The 17398-nt window shown below is 44.5% G+C and carries 14 protein-coding genes; 2 read left to right on the top strand and 12 right to left on the bottom strand.

What is annotated here, in order from left to right:
* Window positions 1-72: 72 nt before the first annotated feature.
* From MHI27_RS02355 to MHI27_RS02305, 11 genes are all read right to left on the bottom strand, one after another.
* Window positions 73-711 carry a histidine phosphatase family protein gene (locus tag MHI27_RS02355; RefSeq protein WP_149646192.1) on the bottom strand — a complete coding sequence of 213 codons (639 nt, stop codon included), beginning with the start codon at window positions 709-711 and terminating at the stop codon, window positions 73-75.
* 38 nt (window positions 712-749) lie between these two features.
* Complete coding sequence (locus MHI27_RS02350) at window positions 750-1553, bottom strand: aminoglycoside N(3)-acetyltransferase (RefSeq protein ID WP_149646193.1); 804 nt, start codon at window positions 1551-1553, stop codon at window positions 750-752.
* A 148-nt stretch (window positions 1554-1701) separates the two neighbouring features.
* Complete coding sequence (locus MHI27_RS02345; RefSeq protein ID WP_405175491.1) at window positions 1702-3264, bottom strand: response regulator; 1563 nt, start codon at window positions 3262-3264, stop codon at window positions 1702-1704.
* Window positions 3261-5162, bottom strand: a complete 1902-nt coding sequence (locus MHI27_RS02340; RefSeq protein WP_339244506.1) for a histidine kinase — start codon at window positions 5160-5162, stop codon at window positions 3261-3263. The genes MHI27_RS02345 and MHI27_RS02340 overlap by 4 nt, the downstream gene beginning before the upstream one ends.
* A gap of 131 nt (window positions 5163-5293) precedes the next feature.
* Window positions 5294-6970: an ABC transporter substrate-binding protein gene (locus MHI27_RS02335; RefSeq protein ID WP_405175490.1), complete on the bottom strand. Its 1677-nt coding sequence runs from the start codon at window positions 6968-6970 to the stop codon at window positions 5294-5296.
* A 91-nt stretch (window positions 6971-7061) separates the two neighbouring features.
* Window positions 7062-7952 (bottom strand): carbohydrate ABC transporter permease, encoded by an 891-nt coding sequence (locus MHI27_RS02330; protein ID WP_340973909.1) that lies wholly within the window; start codon window positions 7950-7952, stop codon window positions 7062-7064.
* An 18-nt stretch (window positions 7953-7970) separates the two neighbouring features.
* Window positions 7971-8960: an ABC transporter permease subunit gene (locus tag MHI27_RS02325; RefSeq protein ID WP_340973907.1), complete on the bottom strand. Its 990-nt coding sequence runs from the start codon at window positions 8958-8960 to the stop codon at window positions 7971-7973.
* Between the two features lie 219 nt (window positions 8961-9179).
* Window positions 9180-12407: a cellobiose phosphorylase gene (locus tag MHI27_RS02320; protein ID WP_405175489.1), complete on the bottom strand. Its 3228-nt coding sequence runs from the start codon at window positions 12405-12407 to the stop codon at window positions 9180-9182.
* Window positions 12408-12435: 28 nt separating this feature from the next.
* Window positions 12436-13773: a glycoside hydrolase family 30 protein gene (locus MHI27_RS02315; RefSeq protein ID WP_405175488.1), complete on the bottom strand. Its 1338-nt coding sequence runs from the start codon at window positions 13771-13773 to the stop codon at window positions 12436-12438.
* A gap of 305 nt (window positions 13774-14078) precedes the next feature.
* Entirely contained in the window at window positions 14079-15098 is a 1020-nt protein-coding gene (locus MHI27_RS02310; RefSeq protein WP_042184444.1) for a LacI family DNA-binding transcriptional regulator, read from the bottom strand.
* Window positions 15099-15150: 52 nt separating this feature from the next.
* Window positions 15151-15633, bottom strand: coding sequence for a hypothetical protein (locus MHI27_RS02305; RefSeq protein WP_042184442.1), 483 nt, complete (start codon window positions 15631-15633; stop codon window positions 15151-15153).
* A 362-nt stretch (window positions 15634-15995) separates the two neighbouring features.
* On the opposite strand from MHI27_RS02305, the gene MHI27_RS02300 reads away from it, so the two are divergent.
* A complete protein-coding gene (locus tag MHI27_RS02300) occupies window positions 15996-16721 on the top strand; it encodes an HNH endonuclease (RefSeq protein ID WP_405175487.1) in 726 nt (241 codons plus the stop codon).
* 104 nt (window positions 16722-16825) lie between these two features.
* On the opposite strand, the gene MHI27_RS02295 is transcribed toward MHI27_RS02300, so the two are convergent.
* Entirely contained in the window at window positions 16826-17023 is a 198-nt protein-coding gene (locus MHI27_RS02295) for a YwbE family protein (RefSeq protein WP_042184438.1), read from the bottom strand.
* Between the two features lie 61 nt (window positions 17024-17084).
* On the opposite strand from MHI27_RS02295, the gene MHI27_RS02290 reads away from it, so the two are divergent.
* Window positions 17085-17387: a hypothetical protein gene (locus MHI27_RS02290; protein WP_042184436.1), complete on the top strand. Its 303-nt coding sequence runs from the start codon at window positions 17085-17087 to the stop codon at window positions 17385-17387.
* Window positions 17388-17398: the final 11 nt, after the last annotated feature.

Genomic DNA, 17398 nt, shown 5'->3' with positions numbered 1-17398 from the left:
GCTCTGAGGACAAAAAGGCGGTTCCTAGGGTGCATAATGCACTCGAGGAACCGCCTCTTTTTCATATAACCTCTAGGATTCCATCCCAGCCTCATTCTCTTCATAATGACTTGTATCCCCGTGCAGCAGGATCTCCGGCACGCCATCCGTAAAATCAATCCTGGATAAGCAGGTTGGATATATGTAAGGCAGATCCCATAGCTTAGGCAACTCTCTGCCCTCAAAATAAGCCATCAAGAGCTTGATCACTACCGTATGCGTTACGATAAGAATCGTCTCACCCTGATGGGCAGTGAGAATTTCCTGAAGCTTCTCCAGTGCTCTTGTCTGCACCTCTGCGAAGGTCTCGCTGCCCTCCACTTTAAACCGGTCGGGTTCCTTCCAGAAATAACGATGCTGGTCTGAATACTGGGCTGCCAGTTCAGCAGAATCTCTACCTTCCCATACGCCCATGCCAATTTCTTTAAATGCATCGGAAATCTTCAGCGGAACATCCCGCTCTCCGCGTATAATTTCAGCTGTACGCAGCGCCCTTGGGCTAGAGCTTGCATAAATGACATCCAGATTTGTAGCCTGCATTCCCCGGCTCAACCATTCCGCCTGTTGTACGCCAAGCGTCGTCAGCGCAGAATCCATATGACCTTGCATACGATTCTGCACATTCCATTCTGTCTGTCCATGACGCGTTAGATATATCGTTGTAGTACTCATCCGTTGCTTCTCCTCCTAATCCCAAATTCAGAGATAGTCTACTTCCTGTTTTGCTCCATCCAGTTCACCGCATAGTCTACAATTTCACGCTGTGGAATCAATTGAGCTGCAGCTGAGGCGATATGACCATTTGTAATGAGCCCTGTCTCTTGCCCGAATTGCTCAGCAAGTTCAACGAAATCGTCAGAGTTCCAATCTAGCTCCTTGAATTCCACCCACTGTCTATGACCATCCACTAGTATAGGTGCCCCGCCAATGACTTCCTTCTTTCCTTCATAGAAGGCCCGGCATTCAGCAAGATGTAATGAAGTATTATTCAGATTTCCTACGCCTAGCAGCAGTACACTTCCCCCCAGATCATAAATACGAGCTAATGGAGAGTCATCCCCCAAACCGTATTCGAGGGAGTGACCATATATAATCTCATCCCTATGCTTGCCCCAAGCCGCAAATGAATGAATGGGGTGATCGCTGCGCTTTACCTCTTTTTGTCTACGGAAGCAATCCGGAATAACCCCCATTCCCCTCAGTGGGGTCAGGTCTGGATCATAAGCCGGCATCTGCTCACGGATACTCTGCCACCAAGATTCGGGCACCGGTGGGTTACTCCAGCCAGCAGGGTCCGTCAGATCACTAGAATGCGTGGGCATCACAAGTGTACCTGACTCTCCAAGGACCTCCTCAAGCGCCAAAATAACGGCAACCGGGCCACCTGCCACCCATTGGCCTAGTGATTTGAAGGACGAATGCAGTATAATCGTCATCCCCGCCTGTACACCCAGTCGCCGAAAGTCCTCTGCCAACGTCTGAACTGTAATCAAATTGCCTTGAATTTCTTCCACCCTTCATTCCTCCAAACTCTCTTGCTGCTAATCCTAGCAAAGCTTCTCACTGCCATTATATAGGAGGATCACTTGTAACGACACCCTTAACGCCCATCAAGGTACAGTACAGCAATGATATTTATACTAAAGCTACTTATCCTGCCTTTTACGACAGATCTTCAGACAGCATTTTGGCTCTATAATCCCCTGGAGAGATCCCTTCCAACTCTTTGAATACACGGGCAAATTGCTTACTGTTCTCAAAACCTACTTTCTCCGAAACCTCAGCAAGCTTGCCACAGTCTTTCGCTAGCAGTTCTTTAGCATGACGGATGCGTACTTTTTTTAAATAAATGACAAAATTCTCACCTGTATATGCTTTGAAGGCTTCGCTAAAATAAGAATAATTCAAAGAAACATGGTTACTAACCATAGCCATATTTAGTGGACGAGCATAGTTCGTTTCAATATAGTTCAACGCTTCCTCCATATCAGCATGTTCCGTATGAGCAGAGCGCACTCCTACAATGTAATCACTCACACTCAGGAGCAAATTCTCAAGCGCACGATAATAATCATGGAAATGGCGATAGTTATACATGTTACCAACCGTACGATATAGCTTTAACACCTCAACCGAGGCTTCCCCATACAGCCGAAATACTTCATCCAGCACCTGCTCATTGATACTCTGCCCGACACTCTCGAGATAAGACAAGTCCAGTTCCTTCAAATGCTCTGTTTGAAAAATAACAGACAGCAGGCATTTTATTTCCTTCTCACGTTCTGTCCCAAGCATATTGAGCAGTTTACGAAGCGCCTCCTTCGGCAAAGGAAAGTTACGACGCTCTTGACTGACATCCTCGTAATCCAAAAATCCTTCTTGCGGAAACAAAAAAGTATATTGTAGTGCCCGACAAGCTTCCTTGTAACAGGAACGAAGTTCTTCGAGACCTTTTCCCTCACGGCTGATTCCGATCGATAAACTAGTTATTTCTCTAGCTTCAGCTTGACGGGATAGTTCCATAAAGCTCTGTCTACTAGTCCCGATTAATACTAACTTACCGTCCCATTCCGTTATAATTTCTGAAAAACACTTTTCGATTGGCCCCATCAAACGTTCGACCAGCCCTTGAACTTCTGTCGCCTTCATCCGAGTCCCATCATTAAAATAGTAATTCAGCACGCCAACTGTAAAAGGAACCTCCAAACCATTTAGCTCCTCTTGCTGCTCGGGCTCCAACTGAACCTCCTGCTGCTGCAGCAGTCCCCGTAAACGGCTGGAGCGTAGCTCTTTGCGAAACTGTTCTGCTTCCCGCTCTATTTTCTTGACGCTGAACTCCTGTTCTTCCTGTTCCTTATGGATATGCAGCAGGATTTCGAACAGCTCATCTCGGCGAATCGGCTTAAGTAGATAATCCTTCACACGATAACGTATGGCACATTTAGCATATTCGAAATCATCGTACCCACTTAGGATCACCACTGCTGGTTTTTTCTCGCCTCTTACCTCCACAGATAGCTGCTCCAAAAGCGTAATTCCATCCATTACCGGCATACGAATATCCGTAATAATAATATCTGCACCATCTGTCTTAAAGACCTCGAGCGCCTCTGCACCATTGCTCGCCATTATGATCGAATATGCGGACGGAAATTCCCTTTCAATCATGATCTTCAGACCTACACGAATATTTTTCTCATCATCAACGATCAGTAATTTCTTCATGGTTGTTTTTCTCCCGTCAAAAGAACTTTCGGCAAGCTTAGACGTACCATCGTCCAACTCCCTGCCTCGCTCTGTACTACAAGCCCGTATTCTTCGCCATAAAAGATTTGCAGACGCTGGTGTACATTTCGCAGTCCTATGCCCCCTGCTCTCTGGCTTACTTCCCGCTGTTCACAGGAGCTATCACAATCACAACATTCATCCTTAGCATATATCGCCTCGTTTAAAGCAACTAGACGTTCTGGGGTAAGACCGATACCATTATCACGAAGCTCTATGGAAATATCACCTTCCGTTTCCGAAATATGAATATGAATGTTCGGGTTCTCTAAATTCTCTTTTTCACCGTTCCAAGCATGCTTAACACTGTTCTCTACAATAGGCTGCAGTGACATTTTCAGCACCTCTAGCTCCAAATATCGAGGTTCAATATGAAGTACAAGCTTAACCGGGTACTCAAAACGAATATTCATTACTTCAATGTAATTCTCAATATGGCGGACTTCATCGCGAAGCTTCACATACTCCCCAGACCATTTGAAATTATAACGCATCATTCCACCGAGCGAAGTTAGTGCGTCTGATATCGTTCGCTGATTTTCAATTTCAGCAAGCATTTTAATATTTTCAAGTGTGTTATACAAAAAATGTGCATCTATTTGATTATGCAGCGTGCGCAGCTCAGCCTCTTTGGACAATGCCTGCTTACTCACAGCCTGAGCCACCAACTTATTAATTGTATTCATTAGCTTAGAGAAATGATGGGCAAGCTCACCGACTTCTCCCCCACCCCGAATCGTAATGCCACTATATGCTTCACCTCTGCGCACGCTTTTCATCGTTTCGGTCAATCTGCGCAGATTTTTTAGAATAAAGGCATTCATCACATAAGCGATCAACGTGAGTAAAATAATAAATCCAATGTTAGCTCCAATAATAAAGTTGCGTGTACGGGAGATATCCTTCAAAACACCCTCCGTTGAGACCACATTTAACAGATAAGCATCAATACGTTCCAGCGGTGTGTTAATAAGTAAATAAGATTTACCGTTGGCTGTATAACTACTATCCCATTCACCAGTAGCCTTGAAGGTCTTGTATCGTTCAGTAATAACACTAGCCATCTCCTCGTTATCCTGTAGAAAAGACTGATCAGGACGAGTAAATAGCTGCAGCTCACCATCTACAAGGAACATTTGTGTCTGGTTATCCCGTACATCGGTATATGTCTTTGGTGTAAAGCGGTTCAACATCATATCTACTTGAACCATCCCAATATGGTTGCCAGCAGGACGACTCATCTCACGTAGTAAAGAAACCTTCGGCAAACTCTCAGTCGGTGCACCCAAGTATCTCTGCATCAGATCCGGATCACTCCTTTGAAAAGACCAGTACTCCTGTTCCTCCAACTGCAGTGCTTTCTGGTACCAGGGCTCGGAAGAGACTCGTTCTTCGCGAAATAAAATCGGCCAAATTTCATGCATCGTTTTACTTTTGGAATACAGCCGTAAATGCTCGATATTCGGATTATTAAATTGAATACGTGTCATATTCACATAAACATTTGTATTAAAATCAACCAAATCTTCAAGCATCGGCTCAGTCTCATTCGCAAGAAAGTCTTTAACATCCGAGTCAGAATACGCCATCTGTGCTGCCCGCTCCATCGCTTCAATTTGATTGTGGATATGCAATTTTTCCATTTGCAGCAAATACTCATTTTTCTCAACAGCATCTCGGAAATAGGTACTATTGATAGACTCATAAAAATAGACGGACACCAGCAAGCACGGACCTATAATAATAAAAACATAGGCAGCAATCAAACGACTCTGCAGCGACCTTCGTCCCCACCAATATAAGAAGGAATTCCAAATTTCTTTGCTGCGCTCACGCATATTATCCCTCTTCACTTCTTCAACGTTCACCTCGCTAATATCGTGAATACTTAACATACTTAACAACTATACCTTATTATTGTTTCAAAATAACCCAAAAACCCGCAATCAGCGGGCTTCTGGGTTATATTTTATTGGGCGAGCTTCACTTTGTTCTCTTCATACTTTTTCTGTTGATAGGCTTGGAATTTATCTACACCTATATCCTTTTGTTTCGCTAAATACTCACTCCATATTTTATCGAACTCAGCATCCGAAGAAGCCATAAGCAGCTTAGGAATCGTCTTCCCGCGCAGTTCTTTCAGCTTTGTAGCAATGATGCCTTCAGGGGAGTTACCTGTAGGATCAATCTGTTGGAACGTTGAAGTACTAGTCGCTTTTCCTCTCGTCCAATCTTCCAATTGTTTAAAAGGTTCTACTGATTTAGGTGCCCATTGATCCGTGATATTCGTGTTCTGCATCATCCAGTAGGTGAACGAAGATCCGTATTGCTTATCAAACGCCGAACGATCCTTATTCATTAGATCAAACACTTCAGGCTTAAATTGGTCTTTGCCATCAATCGTTTCGTAGCTGACACCCTTTTCACCGAGGAACAAATCTTTATTACCTTCTTCACTGTTCAAGTAGCTTAGGAAGCGGATAGCGCGAGCTTTATCCTTTACATCTTTGGAGATCAGCGTTACTGTCCAGCCTGCGATCGCAGGTCCATCTAGGGTCGGTTGATCCAAGTTCGTATTCGAAGGACCATCAATAGCAATATAAGTTTTGCTAGGATCTTGTTGGTAGATCGTACCTAGTTGCGCTGCAAAGTCTGTACGTTGGTAGAGCATCGCGAAATAACGACCTTGAGCGATCTTCTCTTCCATTTGTGGACGTTTATCAATAAAGATATCTTTAGCAAGCAGTCCATCCTGATTCGCTTGGCGAAGTGTCTTCATCCAGCGGATATATTCAGGATCAGTCTCACGGGCATATACCTGACCATCTTTTTCTCTAGGAATTGCCAGGAAGTTCTGAAGATAACCTTCCAGAGAATCATTACCGTTTACACCAAATTCATGCAGACCAAGCGGGATTAGCGGCTGTCCATTTACGTCAGGGAATTTCTCTTTCGCTAACTTAAGCGCATTCAAGAAACCTTCTGGTGTGCGCATATCAGGACTGCCAATCGCTTCATACATATCCTTACGGACCGCGAATACTTGGTTGGATACGTAGTTCTCTCCATATTTCTCATAGTCAGCAGGAGAGGAAGAAGAGTTAGGATAGCCATACACATTGCCATCTTCCTGAGTGTACCAATTCAGCTTATCTTTATCAGAAACTTTGTAGAAATAAGGATCATATTCATCAGCAAGCTTGTTCAGAGGTAGCGCAAGATCACCTTCGATTATTTTCTTAATTGCATCTTCATAGAAGCCCAATGTGATGAAATCAGGCAATTTACCAGAAGCAATGAGTGTGTTCAGTTTCTCATTCTCGTTACCAGCCGGAACGATGAAATTAATATCAACGCCGGTCTTCTTAGTTACATATTGAGAAGTTGGGTCCACGCCCCATTTGTTAGGGAACCAAGAGAAGTTCAGGTACCAGTCAAACGTAATCGGTGAAGTGTCAATCTTCCAACCTGGTTCATCAGCAGACAATGTAGCAGCAGGTGCATTTGTCGCCCCCGTGTTCGTTTCTTTAGTACCATCCGAATTTCCTTTAGCGTTATTTCCACTGGAACAGCCTGCGGCTGACAAGGCCATAACCGCTGCCAGAAGTAGAGCCATCGCTGTTCTCGGTTTGCGTTTCATACCCATATTCTTTACCCCTTTTCTATGATTGTTAATTATAAGCTCAACCCCAGAGCTCATAGAGATGAGCTGCTGGAGGAGTTACCTTTACTAAGGATCAGCCCTTAATGGAGCCGATCATCATGCCTTTAACAAAGTAGCGTTGTAAGAAAGGATATACGAACACGATAGGAAGTGTGGTGACCACCATCGTCGCCAGCTTAATAGACTGTGACGTTACGCTTCTTGTCATGCCGCTACCTTGTGCAGCGACCATCATTTGAGTCGAGCTAGATTGTGCTACAACGCGGAACAGGTACGTCTGAATCGGCTGTAGCTCTGTATTATTGATATAGATCATACCTGTAAAATAATCATTCCATTGGAACACGCCGTGGAACAGCGCAATGGTCGCAATAACAGGCATAGACACTGGAAGCACAATTCGTAGGAAGATGGACCAATCATTAGCCCCATCAATCCGGGCCGCTTCCTCCAATCCTTCAGGAATCTCTCGGAAGAAGGTCATGAAGATAATAAGATCGAAGAAGCTAAACATCGCAGGAATGATATACACTAAGAAATTATCTAGTAACTGAAGGTCTTTGATAAGCAAGAAGCTAGGGATCAACCCTCCCGCGAAGAAGAGCGTAACTGTACCCATAAACATGTAAAACTTTCCACCAATCAAGCCTTTACGAGAAAATGCATAGGCTACCATCGCTGTGAAAAATACATGCAGGACTGTGCCGATCACTGTTTTGGCAACGGTGATCCACATCGCCTGCATAATGCCAGGGCTGTCGAACACTGCCTTGAAGTTTCCTAGACTGAACACCCGCGGCCACCAGTATATACCACCTCGCATAGCGTCCGTGCCTTCATTAAAGGCATTGACGAGTACGTACCAGATCGGATAAAGCGTTATGAAGCAAATACACAGCATAATGATATTGTTGACGATATCGAATAGGGCCTCGCCCTTCGTTTTGCGATTGAGAGCAAACATGTGTAGGTCCTCCTTATCCTAGAACAATGATGTATCGTTGATTTTTTTAGACACTTGGTTAGCTATCAGCAGCAAGATTAGAGCAATAATCGATTTTAATAGTCCAACTGCAGCCGAATATGAGAAGCGGCCTGAGAGAATCCCTGTGTAGTACACATAATAATCGATTACATTACTTGCACTATCATTCAACGAGTTACGTAGCACCAAGATCTGATCGAAGTTGGAGCTTAGTACACCACTGACTGCAAGAATGAAGAGAATACTGATCGTCGATTTGATGGCCGGCAGCGTAACGAACCACATTTTCTGGAATCTTCCAGCACCATCAATCGTAGCAGCCTCATACATTTCAGGAGATACACCAGAGATTGCTGCTAGATATATAATCGCTGACCATCCAAGTTCCTTCCAAATATCAGATGAAATAACAATCGTCCAGAAGTAGCTAGGTTCGGCCAGATAGGTAATCGGCTGATCAATGATATTTAGCGCTAACAAGATGTTATTGATAATCCCTATATCCGCAAGCCAGGTCGCTAGAATCCCGCCGAGTACAACCCATGAGAGAAAGTGAGGTAAATACGAAATCGTCTGAATCCACTTTTTGAATCTCACCGAACGGACCTCATTTAGGAATAGTGCAAATATAATCGGCAGCGGAAAACCGATGAAGAGCTTGATCAAGCTAATGCCTAACGTATTCCTAATAACGTCAACCAAGCTTTCATCTTGTAGGAATTCTTTGAAATGAGCTAGTCCTACCCATGGAGCTTCGGAAATTGATTTGACGATGTTGAACTCTTTGAAGGCAATAATAACTCCATACATTGGAATGTAGTTGAAGATGATCATCCAGGCTACACCTAGTAGGGCCATGGTCTGTAAATGACGCTGGGCTAAAAATCTCCTCCACAGCGAGTTTCTATTTACTTTACCGGTTTCGAAATTGCCAGGAATTAACGGATTCATCGCTGGGCTTACTTCCACGCTTTTTTTGTTCTCCATCCTTTGGACCTCCAGGCTATGTATCTTTTTCTTTTTCTGAAGCGCTTACAATATCTATGTATTTATTGTATTTGCTTTTGCCTGTCTCCGTAAGGCTTTGAATTTCGGGTTATAGGTTCCATTTTTCGGGTTCAAGCTAAAACGCCTTCGGCGTCCTTTAAGGACTTTCTTATATTTGGAGAAAAAAATAAAGGGAGGGCCTAGGCCCTCCCTTATTTTCTATGCCATTATTGCTCGAATTTGCTTGATCTCTCCACGCCGCAGAGCCTCTGCCTCATCGCCACGAACGAGTGCTCCTGAAATTTCGGTCACTGTTCCATCGTGATAGACGAGCGTCATGCTCTGAATAACAACCTTCTTCTCACCAAATGTATTCTCACATTGTGGGTTCGAATAAGTTACTTCCGTGCCACCTAGAAATGTGAAAGAGAGATTGCCTTGTTCATCAAATAGCCAGCCTGGTAGAACCGGATCCAAAGATAATGTAAGCTGTCCATCTTCTACTCTGAAAACATGGCTTCCGGCCATCATCGTTCTCCACATACTCAAGAATTCAGCAGTCGACCCACTTAATCTTGCAACGAACCCTCTACCATGATTGTTCGGATCAGGATTACCTCCGGTAGCGATAAAGGATGAATTTTCAAGCGTGCTGCGTCCATAGACAGCCGGATCTAGGAACGGAACTAGCGAGGTCTTCAGTTCTCCGTAGAACTCCTCATAAAGCCCGCCCTTCAACAGCTCAAGTAAATATTTATAGGACATATGCAGGAAGTTGGACTCCCGCTCTAGCCAGCCTGGCGTAAAAGCTCTCATTCGTCCGATCTCATGAGACTCACCCTCTAGACTAACCGAAGTTTGATACATAGACGTAGTCGGATCATATAACTCTGTTTGCTTAATCAAATTATAGATTTCTTTGGCTTGCACCGGATCTTTCAGCGTCTTCAACAGGCGAGTAGGCCCCTCAAGGAAGTATGGCAATGCATAGACCTCAAACTCCTCTACCACAGCTTTTGGGAGGCCGTATCCGCTAAGTACTGGTTGACCATCAGCATCTGTTACCTGCTGGAATTTCTTCGCCTCAAAGCGGAAATAGGTTGGGGTAAGTCCGTTACCAAGTTCTACTGCCTTGTTGATTCCCTCGTCGATTTTGACCAAGAACTTGGAGAGGGCCTCACGAATGTATTCTAAGGTTACTTCAGACTCAGTTCCAGTAATACCGAAACGGATACGTGCTCTATAAGCCTCACGCGCCGAAGCTACAGTATCCCAATAATTAAATTGTTCCAAATCTCCCGATAGAACCGCCGTGACCGCATGATATACCTCTTCAAGCAACTGGGCAATTTCTTCTGGCAGGTCTACAGCTCCTTGGACGCTTTCTTTGCTGTTCAGAGCATCTAACAAAAAGACTACGGTACGTTTCAGCTCAAAAGTCTCACTCATTCCGGAGCCGAACAATCCAGGCAGTCCATTCATAGCATCGTTCCAGCCCGGCTTATTGCCTTCCATTTCTACACCCATACCATAAGGATCAAGCGTAGCAAATTTATTCAAGGCAAGAGACAGCATCTTCACGAACAGATTGGTGTGGTAAATGGCGCCGTGACCGCCTTCAGTACGCAGCCAATGGGTATCTCCAGCTTTCCATTTCAGCTTGTGCAGCTTCTCCTCATCCTCAAGGAGTGCACCATATTGCCGGGCCTTTCCGTCACTGATTACATATTTCTCACTACGTGGCAGCACATACGCTGGGCTGTCATAGAACGCATAGGTGTTATCCCCAAATAGAAGCTCCTGCTTTTTGTCAGGGAAGATATCCAAGTAACCTACTACCAGATCCATATTATATGTCCAGTGATCCGACCAGAAGCCTTCGCCAAAGGCTGCCTCAATGTTTTGCTGTGACAGGGCAAGTAATCCCGACAAAAATTGTTGTTCGCTTACCTTCAAGGCAACGTTATGATCCGCAATATAGTTCACTAAGCTACCTGGTGTGAACCGAGTGCTACACAGCTTTACAAGCTCAGCTTGATGATCTGCCGCAGCTTTTCCAATCCACTCCGCAGCTTGTGCCTTACTATCCGGTTTCACTTCAAAGGTTGTTCCTTGCACGCTCAGTGGATTGTAACCATCCGCCTGAATCAAGCTATAGAACATTTTGATGTTAAAGCTACCCACCTTCGGATTAAAAAACACATCATTTCGACGATTCTGATTCATATCACGGAAGTTTCCGTTCCCCTGTGAATAATATTCTGGGGCGAGTGAGAAGAAATTGTAGTCACGCTCCAAGTCACCGTGCTTACGCGAGTATAAGTGAACTACAAAGCCATCACCACCATTGTCAAAGACAAAAGGATAGCCTCCACGCAGGAAGTTATCGAGATAGGATTGACGGCAATACGCATCAAACACAGCCGATGAAGTGTGAGTAGCAATGTCTTCCGTTAATTCCTCCGTCAGACCTGCGGCCTCTTGAGATTTAGACAGGATATATTCATCGCGGCATAACTGCTCCGCCTTCTTATTGATTTTGTCGATGTCATTTACATGTCCAACCAGTGTATTCAGGATCAGATTGCTACCTGGTGCTAAACGTCTTGCCACTCCGCTAAAACCGCACGGAACCTTGTTGACGGGGTATTGTGGAAGCTCGCCCAGTTCGGCAAGGGTTAATCCCGCAAAGCGGTCCGGGTACGTAAGCGAGGTATTGCCACCAAAGACTAGCTCGAAATCGACGATTGGCGAGACTTTTTCTCCTTCTCCAGTGAACGACAGGTAGAAATGGCCATTGGTAATTTCGCTAACCTGTGCATCATCATTGGTACTGGAACGCAGCTTATAGAACGGAATACCATTCTCTAAGTTGTATACGTCCATCCAGCTGCGCAGCAGATTCCCTATTTCCTTGTATCCACTGTTTTCTACGCCGTAAGGCAAGATTTCAGGCAAACCATCCATCAGCTCCAGCTCGATCTCTTTACCGCCGATGTTCTCAATCTCTACCCGACGTACCAATGCTGCATAATCGTCATTAGGCAAATTAAAATAGTGTACGGTCGTCTTCAGACCATGTCCGGCATGGCTTTCTTCAATAGTAAGCCCATTAGGCAAAATGGTCATGAGGCGCTTTGCAGCAGGATCTGGACGTGCAGATTGAAACGGTTCATAAATCTCTTGCTCACCTTTAATTTTGATAAAGGTTCTGAAACCGGTCGTCCCTACGTTCTTATAAGAGATATTTGCAGGAGAGAATTCCATGATCGGCGAATTCTTATCGCGTACCCCGAAGCTGCAAATGGCCTGACCCCGATTCACATAAAAAGTCCACATCGGAATTCCCTTCAGTCCGGCAAGACCCGGTAAGAAACTGGAAAAAGGCTTTCCTTCATCAAATTGCTCCATTACAAATGTACCTGATTCGAAATAATAGTTGCTCATATTTATGTCCTCCTAAGTTGTAGATTATTTATGAAATCAAATGCGTTACGATGGAATGAGGCGATAGCTCGCAGCTTGCAATCTCTTCGCCTAGACCTAGCGTTACATTGTGCTCTTCTTCACTTTCATTCATCAGTACGACAGCTATACTACCGTCAGGATTACGGAATGCTGTGGTTAAGATACCTTCCGCTTCAGATGTAAATCCGATCCGTACTGCACCTGGCGCAATGAATTTACTGAAATGCCCAATGTAATAATAGGAGCTGTTATAGTGCACTTCATCCGTTGTAGTATCTGCAATAATCGGCGCATCGCAGAGATTGCCTACATGGTTAGGACCTCCAGTCTCATCCAGTACCAGGTTCCAATCCAGGTATCCTTCTGTCCACGCATTGAGATCTCCAATCATGTTTCTGCCGTAACGTTCGCCTGTAAACCATTCTCCCAGCTTAACGCCGCCCTCTTGGCAGCCCTCTGTGAACAACAAATGCTTGTCAGGAAATAAATCATGTACCTTTTCTACTTTGTCGAACTCCTCGCCTCCGTACCAGTGAATACCTGTACCCCACACATACTTTGCAGCTTCAGGATCAGATAATACTGCCGAAGCACGCTCGACCATAATATCGCGGTTATGATCCCAGATTACAATGTTCACATCTGAATGGCCGGTCTGATGCATCACCGGTCCAAGATAATTTTTAACAAAATCCCGTTCCTCTTCCGCACTATAAATACATGAATCCCAGACCTGAACGGCAGCCGGCTCATTTTGCACGGAAACTGCCCAAATCGGTACTCCCTCTTTTCCATAAGCTTCAATGAATTTCGTATAGTAGCGCGCCCAAACTTCTGCGTATTCCGGCTTCAGTGATCCACCGTTATTCATTTCTCCATTTGTTTTCATCCATGCCGGAGGGCTCCAAGGAGAAGCCAGCATCGTGAATGCACCGCCTCTTACTTCCATGGCATCTTTTATCAGCGGAAGTACCCACTTATGGTCATGTGAGATATCAAAAGTAGCTAGCTCTGTGTCATGATCAGCAACATAAGTATAATTACCGAGGGCAAAATCACAGCTGTGTATATGAACACGCCCCATGCTATAGCCTAATCCCTCTACTGGATGGAAGTACCGATGAATAACCTCTGCTCGTTTCTCGGAGCTCAGACGTGACAACGTATAAGCAGCAGCTTCAGTGAAAGCGCCGCCAAATCCAATCATCTTTTGAAACTCCTGCTCTGGCTTAATCTCCACATCGGCAGACCCAGATCCTACTCTTGCGCTAAAAACAATTGCATCTTTTGGAGTTAAGCGTTCCCCTGTATCTTTTGCAGTTACCACAGTTTGAACTTTTGCCATTTCATCCAGCTCCTTTGAATTGTTTTCTTACCAAAGCACTAGTCTTTACTGGATCATCTTCCGATGTTATAGATTCGGAGCAATGAGCCATCAAATCGAAACAAACGAAACCGGTTTCGTTTGTTTCGAAAAAAAATGATCTTCCAAATCAATTGAAAGAGCATTTATAACAATGGGTCTATTATAGCTCCATCTCACTACATAAGATGTGCCAAATACCACTATCTCATCTCATAAGAACAATTGAAAGCTATACTGTCTTTTACTTTAGCAGGACTCTTTTCAGTTCGTCAAGATTTATCAGACTACTTTCCGCTAATCGGAGGTGCACAGGATTCCCGTTCAACCACTTCCACCGGAACTAAAATCGCTTCCTTATCTAATACTTTACCTTCAATTGAGGTTAAAAGAATGTCCGCCGCTTGGCTTCCAAGAAGCTCCGTATCCTGACGCACCGTTGTCAAAGCAGGTGTAACGTACTCGGCAAGATCGATGTCATCGTAACCCATAACTGAAATATCCATCGGTACGGAAAGTCCACTATCTTTAGCGGCCATAATAGCCCCTAAGGCTAGTAAGTCACCGGAAGCAAAGACGGCGGTTGGACGTTCAGGGAGCTTAAGAAGCTCCAGCATCGCGTTATAGCCGCTTTCTCGAGAATAAAAGGCTCCGTTTACAACATAGGACTTAGGTACTTTAAACCCTCGCTGCTTCATAGCGGTCTTGTAACCCAACTCCCGCATTTTACCTGGAAATGTGTTCATGCCGCCGGATATATGGGCAATCTTGCGATGCCCCAAAGAGGCTAGATACTCCACTGCCAGCTGGGCTCCAGAAGTATTATCTGAGCATACCGTATGCGTCTCAGAAGTCTCGAAATCCATAATAACGGTAGGAATATCACTCTCAAGCAGTTCACGGAAATACGGATCCTCATAATCGGACAAGAAGACAACAACGCCGTCTACGCCACGAATCCTGCAATTCTCTAAATAACCGCTTTGCTTACCACCGACATCTTTGGAGATAAACATGAGGGCATAACCCTTTTCAACAGCAACCTTCTTAAAGCTTTCGATCACAGCGCTGAAAAAAGGATGGCGAATACCAAATCCCGTATTCTCTACGAACAGCACGCCGATGGTCCACGATTTCTTAGTGGTCAATGTACGGGCATGTGAATTTGGCAAATACCCCATTTCTTGGGCAACCCGGAATATTTCCTGACGAGTTTTCTCACGTACATCGGAATAATTATTAAACGCCTTAGAAACCGTTGTTGGAGAGTAACCGGTTCTTTTGGCAATATCGTATATCGTTGTCAAATCGGCTCGCTCCTTGCCCTGACAAATGAAATGCCTTTTGTTCACTGCAATTTTAACGTCTTTCCGTACCGCCGTCCAGCGAAAAGTAACTTTGTACAGAGGGGAGTAGTGTAACGGTCTGAATCAACAGCCCCAGACTCATATAGATCAGATGTATAATTGCAACACTATTCAGCATGTACGTCTGCACCGTTATCCAAATGATTTGCCCAAACCCGATATACAGAGACAAAGCCCAGAAGCTATATAATTTCTTGAACGGATTTAATCGTTCCACCAAGTGCCACTGAGGTCTCTTGATCAGACCATAAACAACGAGGAGGGGCAGTAATCCAAATACGATAAATAGCAGAATACCCGGGAATAAAAAATCAGAGAATGGCGATCTTTCCAGCATAGAAGTCGGCATTTTCATTAGATCCCCGCTTGGATCTATTACAAGAGCACCGCCCCCTCCTAACGCTCCAACCCCTAAAAAAATAAGAAGAATATAAAGCCATGTTACTGTACCCGGCCTTCCCTTCGTTAATTCCATTTCACTTCCCCATTTCCAAATAAGAATTAGAGCAACCCTATCTAGATAACGAATCTGCCCTTTTTTCTATTTTACAAGTTTTCCCTGTTTATCACCGAGATGCATATCACAAATTTGGCTGTGTTTATGGTTTTTTTACGTACGATGTGAACAGCAGCGCTTTACGTTATACTAAGTTTAGAAGCTAACATTTCAATTAACGGAACTCATAAATGAACATCATTGAATCCAAAGCATAAACAATTTCTACGTCCTTATAAGCGAGAAACCCAAGACATAAAGTATGGTGTGGAACTTATAGTTTATATTTCAAAAACAAGGAGACAGGACATGCGTACACATGCGCTGCACCTAACATACCTATGAACGATACCGACCTTCTATCTACCAAGCAGTGTGCTTATTGCCACAAGCTAAAGCCGCTCACAGAATTTCGCAGACGTACAGGCAAACGTTCCAAGGGGCAGTCACGCCGTGGTACCTGCCGCGAATGTCGGAAACAACGGGAAACACTAAATATAAAACTCACAGCAAACCCCTTACTGGTGAAGCTTGATACGATCCAAACCCATCAGCACACTCTATTGGAGCGTCCCAAAGAGGGAAAGCCGTCTTCCGCTGCTGCTTCTTCAGCACAATCTAATCCGAACCGACGCGTACGAGGTTTGGAACAACGAAGAAAACGGCCGCATTCTCAAAGCACAAAGCTAAATCCCGAAGATCCAACCCAATTGATTCCTTCAACCAAAGGGATGATTCTAATGCGTGGTCATAGCGACAAAGGACGGCGCTGGCATCAGGAGATTGATCTAGCGCTTGCAATTACCCTGGTCAGGGAACATGCCGCTATCGTTGTAAACCGTCGAACGATTCGACGATTGTATAGTAATAAGGATTTTCGCGCTTATATACTAGCCAGAGACAATTACACCTGCTACTTCTGCGGCGCTTATGGGGACACCATTGATCATTTACTACCTCGTGCTAAAGGGGGTCATACAACCCCAGATAATTGCGTCTGCGCTTGCACGTTATGTAATCAGACTAAAGCTGATAAATCTGTTGAGGATTTTATGGGCCGAATATAACAACTTAAATCAAAAAGCCCTAATCTCGTAGGTTGTTCTGTTTCCGTGAACAGAATAACCTACGAGATTAGGGTCGCTTTTTAATGTGGAGAAGTGTAGTTTATTTAGTTGCCTGTAATATTCTTAACTCGTCCTACCTGTCCGCTAGTCAATCTGACCTTAATGCCATGCGGATGCCGAGGCGAGTTCGTGAGAATATCTTTCACCGTACCGTGTGTTAGCTTGCCTGTAGGCTGATCCTGTTTAAGTACAATATCCACTTCAAGCCCAGGACGAATATCCGCTCTTACTTGTCCGTTCATGATGTAATCCCCTTTCATGGGTTATAATGTTGTCAACTACAATAGATAAGGATGAGACGTTATGGCCTTCGGCATCAATAGAGAAGAATTATCCCGGTGGAAAAAAGCGGTCTCCGCAGGAGAGATCGCCTTCTTGACTCATTATTGGCTGGATCCACGCTTTCCCGGCATCACTACCGTCACCAAGGTGGGCTGTAGTGATCTTACCACACTGAAACACTGGTGCGAGGAGAATGGATTGCCTGCCCAATATATTCATAATCGTTCATCGTTTCCCCACTTTGACCTCATTGGACCTAGGCAGGCAGAAATCCTTCGACAAGAAGGTCAATGGGATCAACTGGAACGTTTCAAACTGCTCTAAATACAAATTGT

It is taken from the genome of Paenibacillus sp. FSL H8-0261, from assembly GCF_045040645.1.
Classification (GTDB): domain Bacteria; phylum Bacillota; class Bacilli; order Paenibacillales; family Paenibacillaceae; genus Paenibacillus_AQ.
This window is presented reverse-complemented; position numbering and strand designations above follow the sequence as displayed.

Coding starts and splice junctions, on each gene's coding strand:
- MHI27_RS02355 (WP_149646192.1), bottom strand. CDS start 711: ATGAGTACTACAACGATATATCTAACGCGTCATGGACAGACAGAATGG.
- MHI27_RS02345 (WP_405175491.1), bottom strand. CDS start 3,264: ATGAAGAAATTACTGATCGTTGATGATGAGAAAAATATTCGTGTAGGT.
- MHI27_RS02340 (WP_339244506.1), bottom strand. CDS start 5,162: ATGCGTGAGCGCAGCAAAGAAATTTGGAATTCCTTCTTATATTGGTGG.
- MHI27_RS02335 (WP_405175490.1), bottom strand. CDS start 6,970: ATGGGTATGAAACGCAAACCGAGAACAGCGATGGCTCTACTTCTGGCA.
- MHI27_RS02330 (WP_340973909.1), bottom strand. CDS start 7,952: ATGTTTGCTCTCAATCGCAAAACGAAGGGCGAGGCCCTATTCGATATC.
- MHI27_RS02325 (WP_340973907.1), bottom strand. CDS start 8,960: ATGGAGAACAAAAAAAGCGTGGAAGTAAGCCCAGCGATGAATCCGTTA.
- MHI27_RS02320 (WP_405175489.1), bottom strand. CDS start 12,407: ATGAGCAACTATTATTTCGAATCAGGTACATTTGTAATGGAGCAATTT.
- MHI27_RS02315 (WP_405175488.1), bottom strand. CDS start 13,773: ATGGCAAAAGTTCAAACTGTGGTAACTGCAAAAGATACAGGGGAACGC.
- MHI27_RS02305 (WP_042184442.1), bottom strand. CDS start 15,633: ATGGAATTAACGAAGGGAAGGCCGGGTACAGTAACATGGCTTTATATT.
- MHI27_RS02300 (WP_405175487.1), top strand. CDS start 15,996: ATGAACGATACCGACCTTCTATCTACCAAGCAGTGTGCTTATTGCCAC.
- MHI27_RS02295 (WP_042184438.1), bottom strand. CDS start 17,023: ATGAACGGACAAGTAAGAGCGGATATTCGTCCTGGGCTTGAAGTGGAT.
- MHI27_RS02290 (WP_042184436.1), top strand. CDS start 17,085: ATGGCCTTCGGCATCAATAGAGAAGAATTATCCCGGTGGAAAAAAGCG.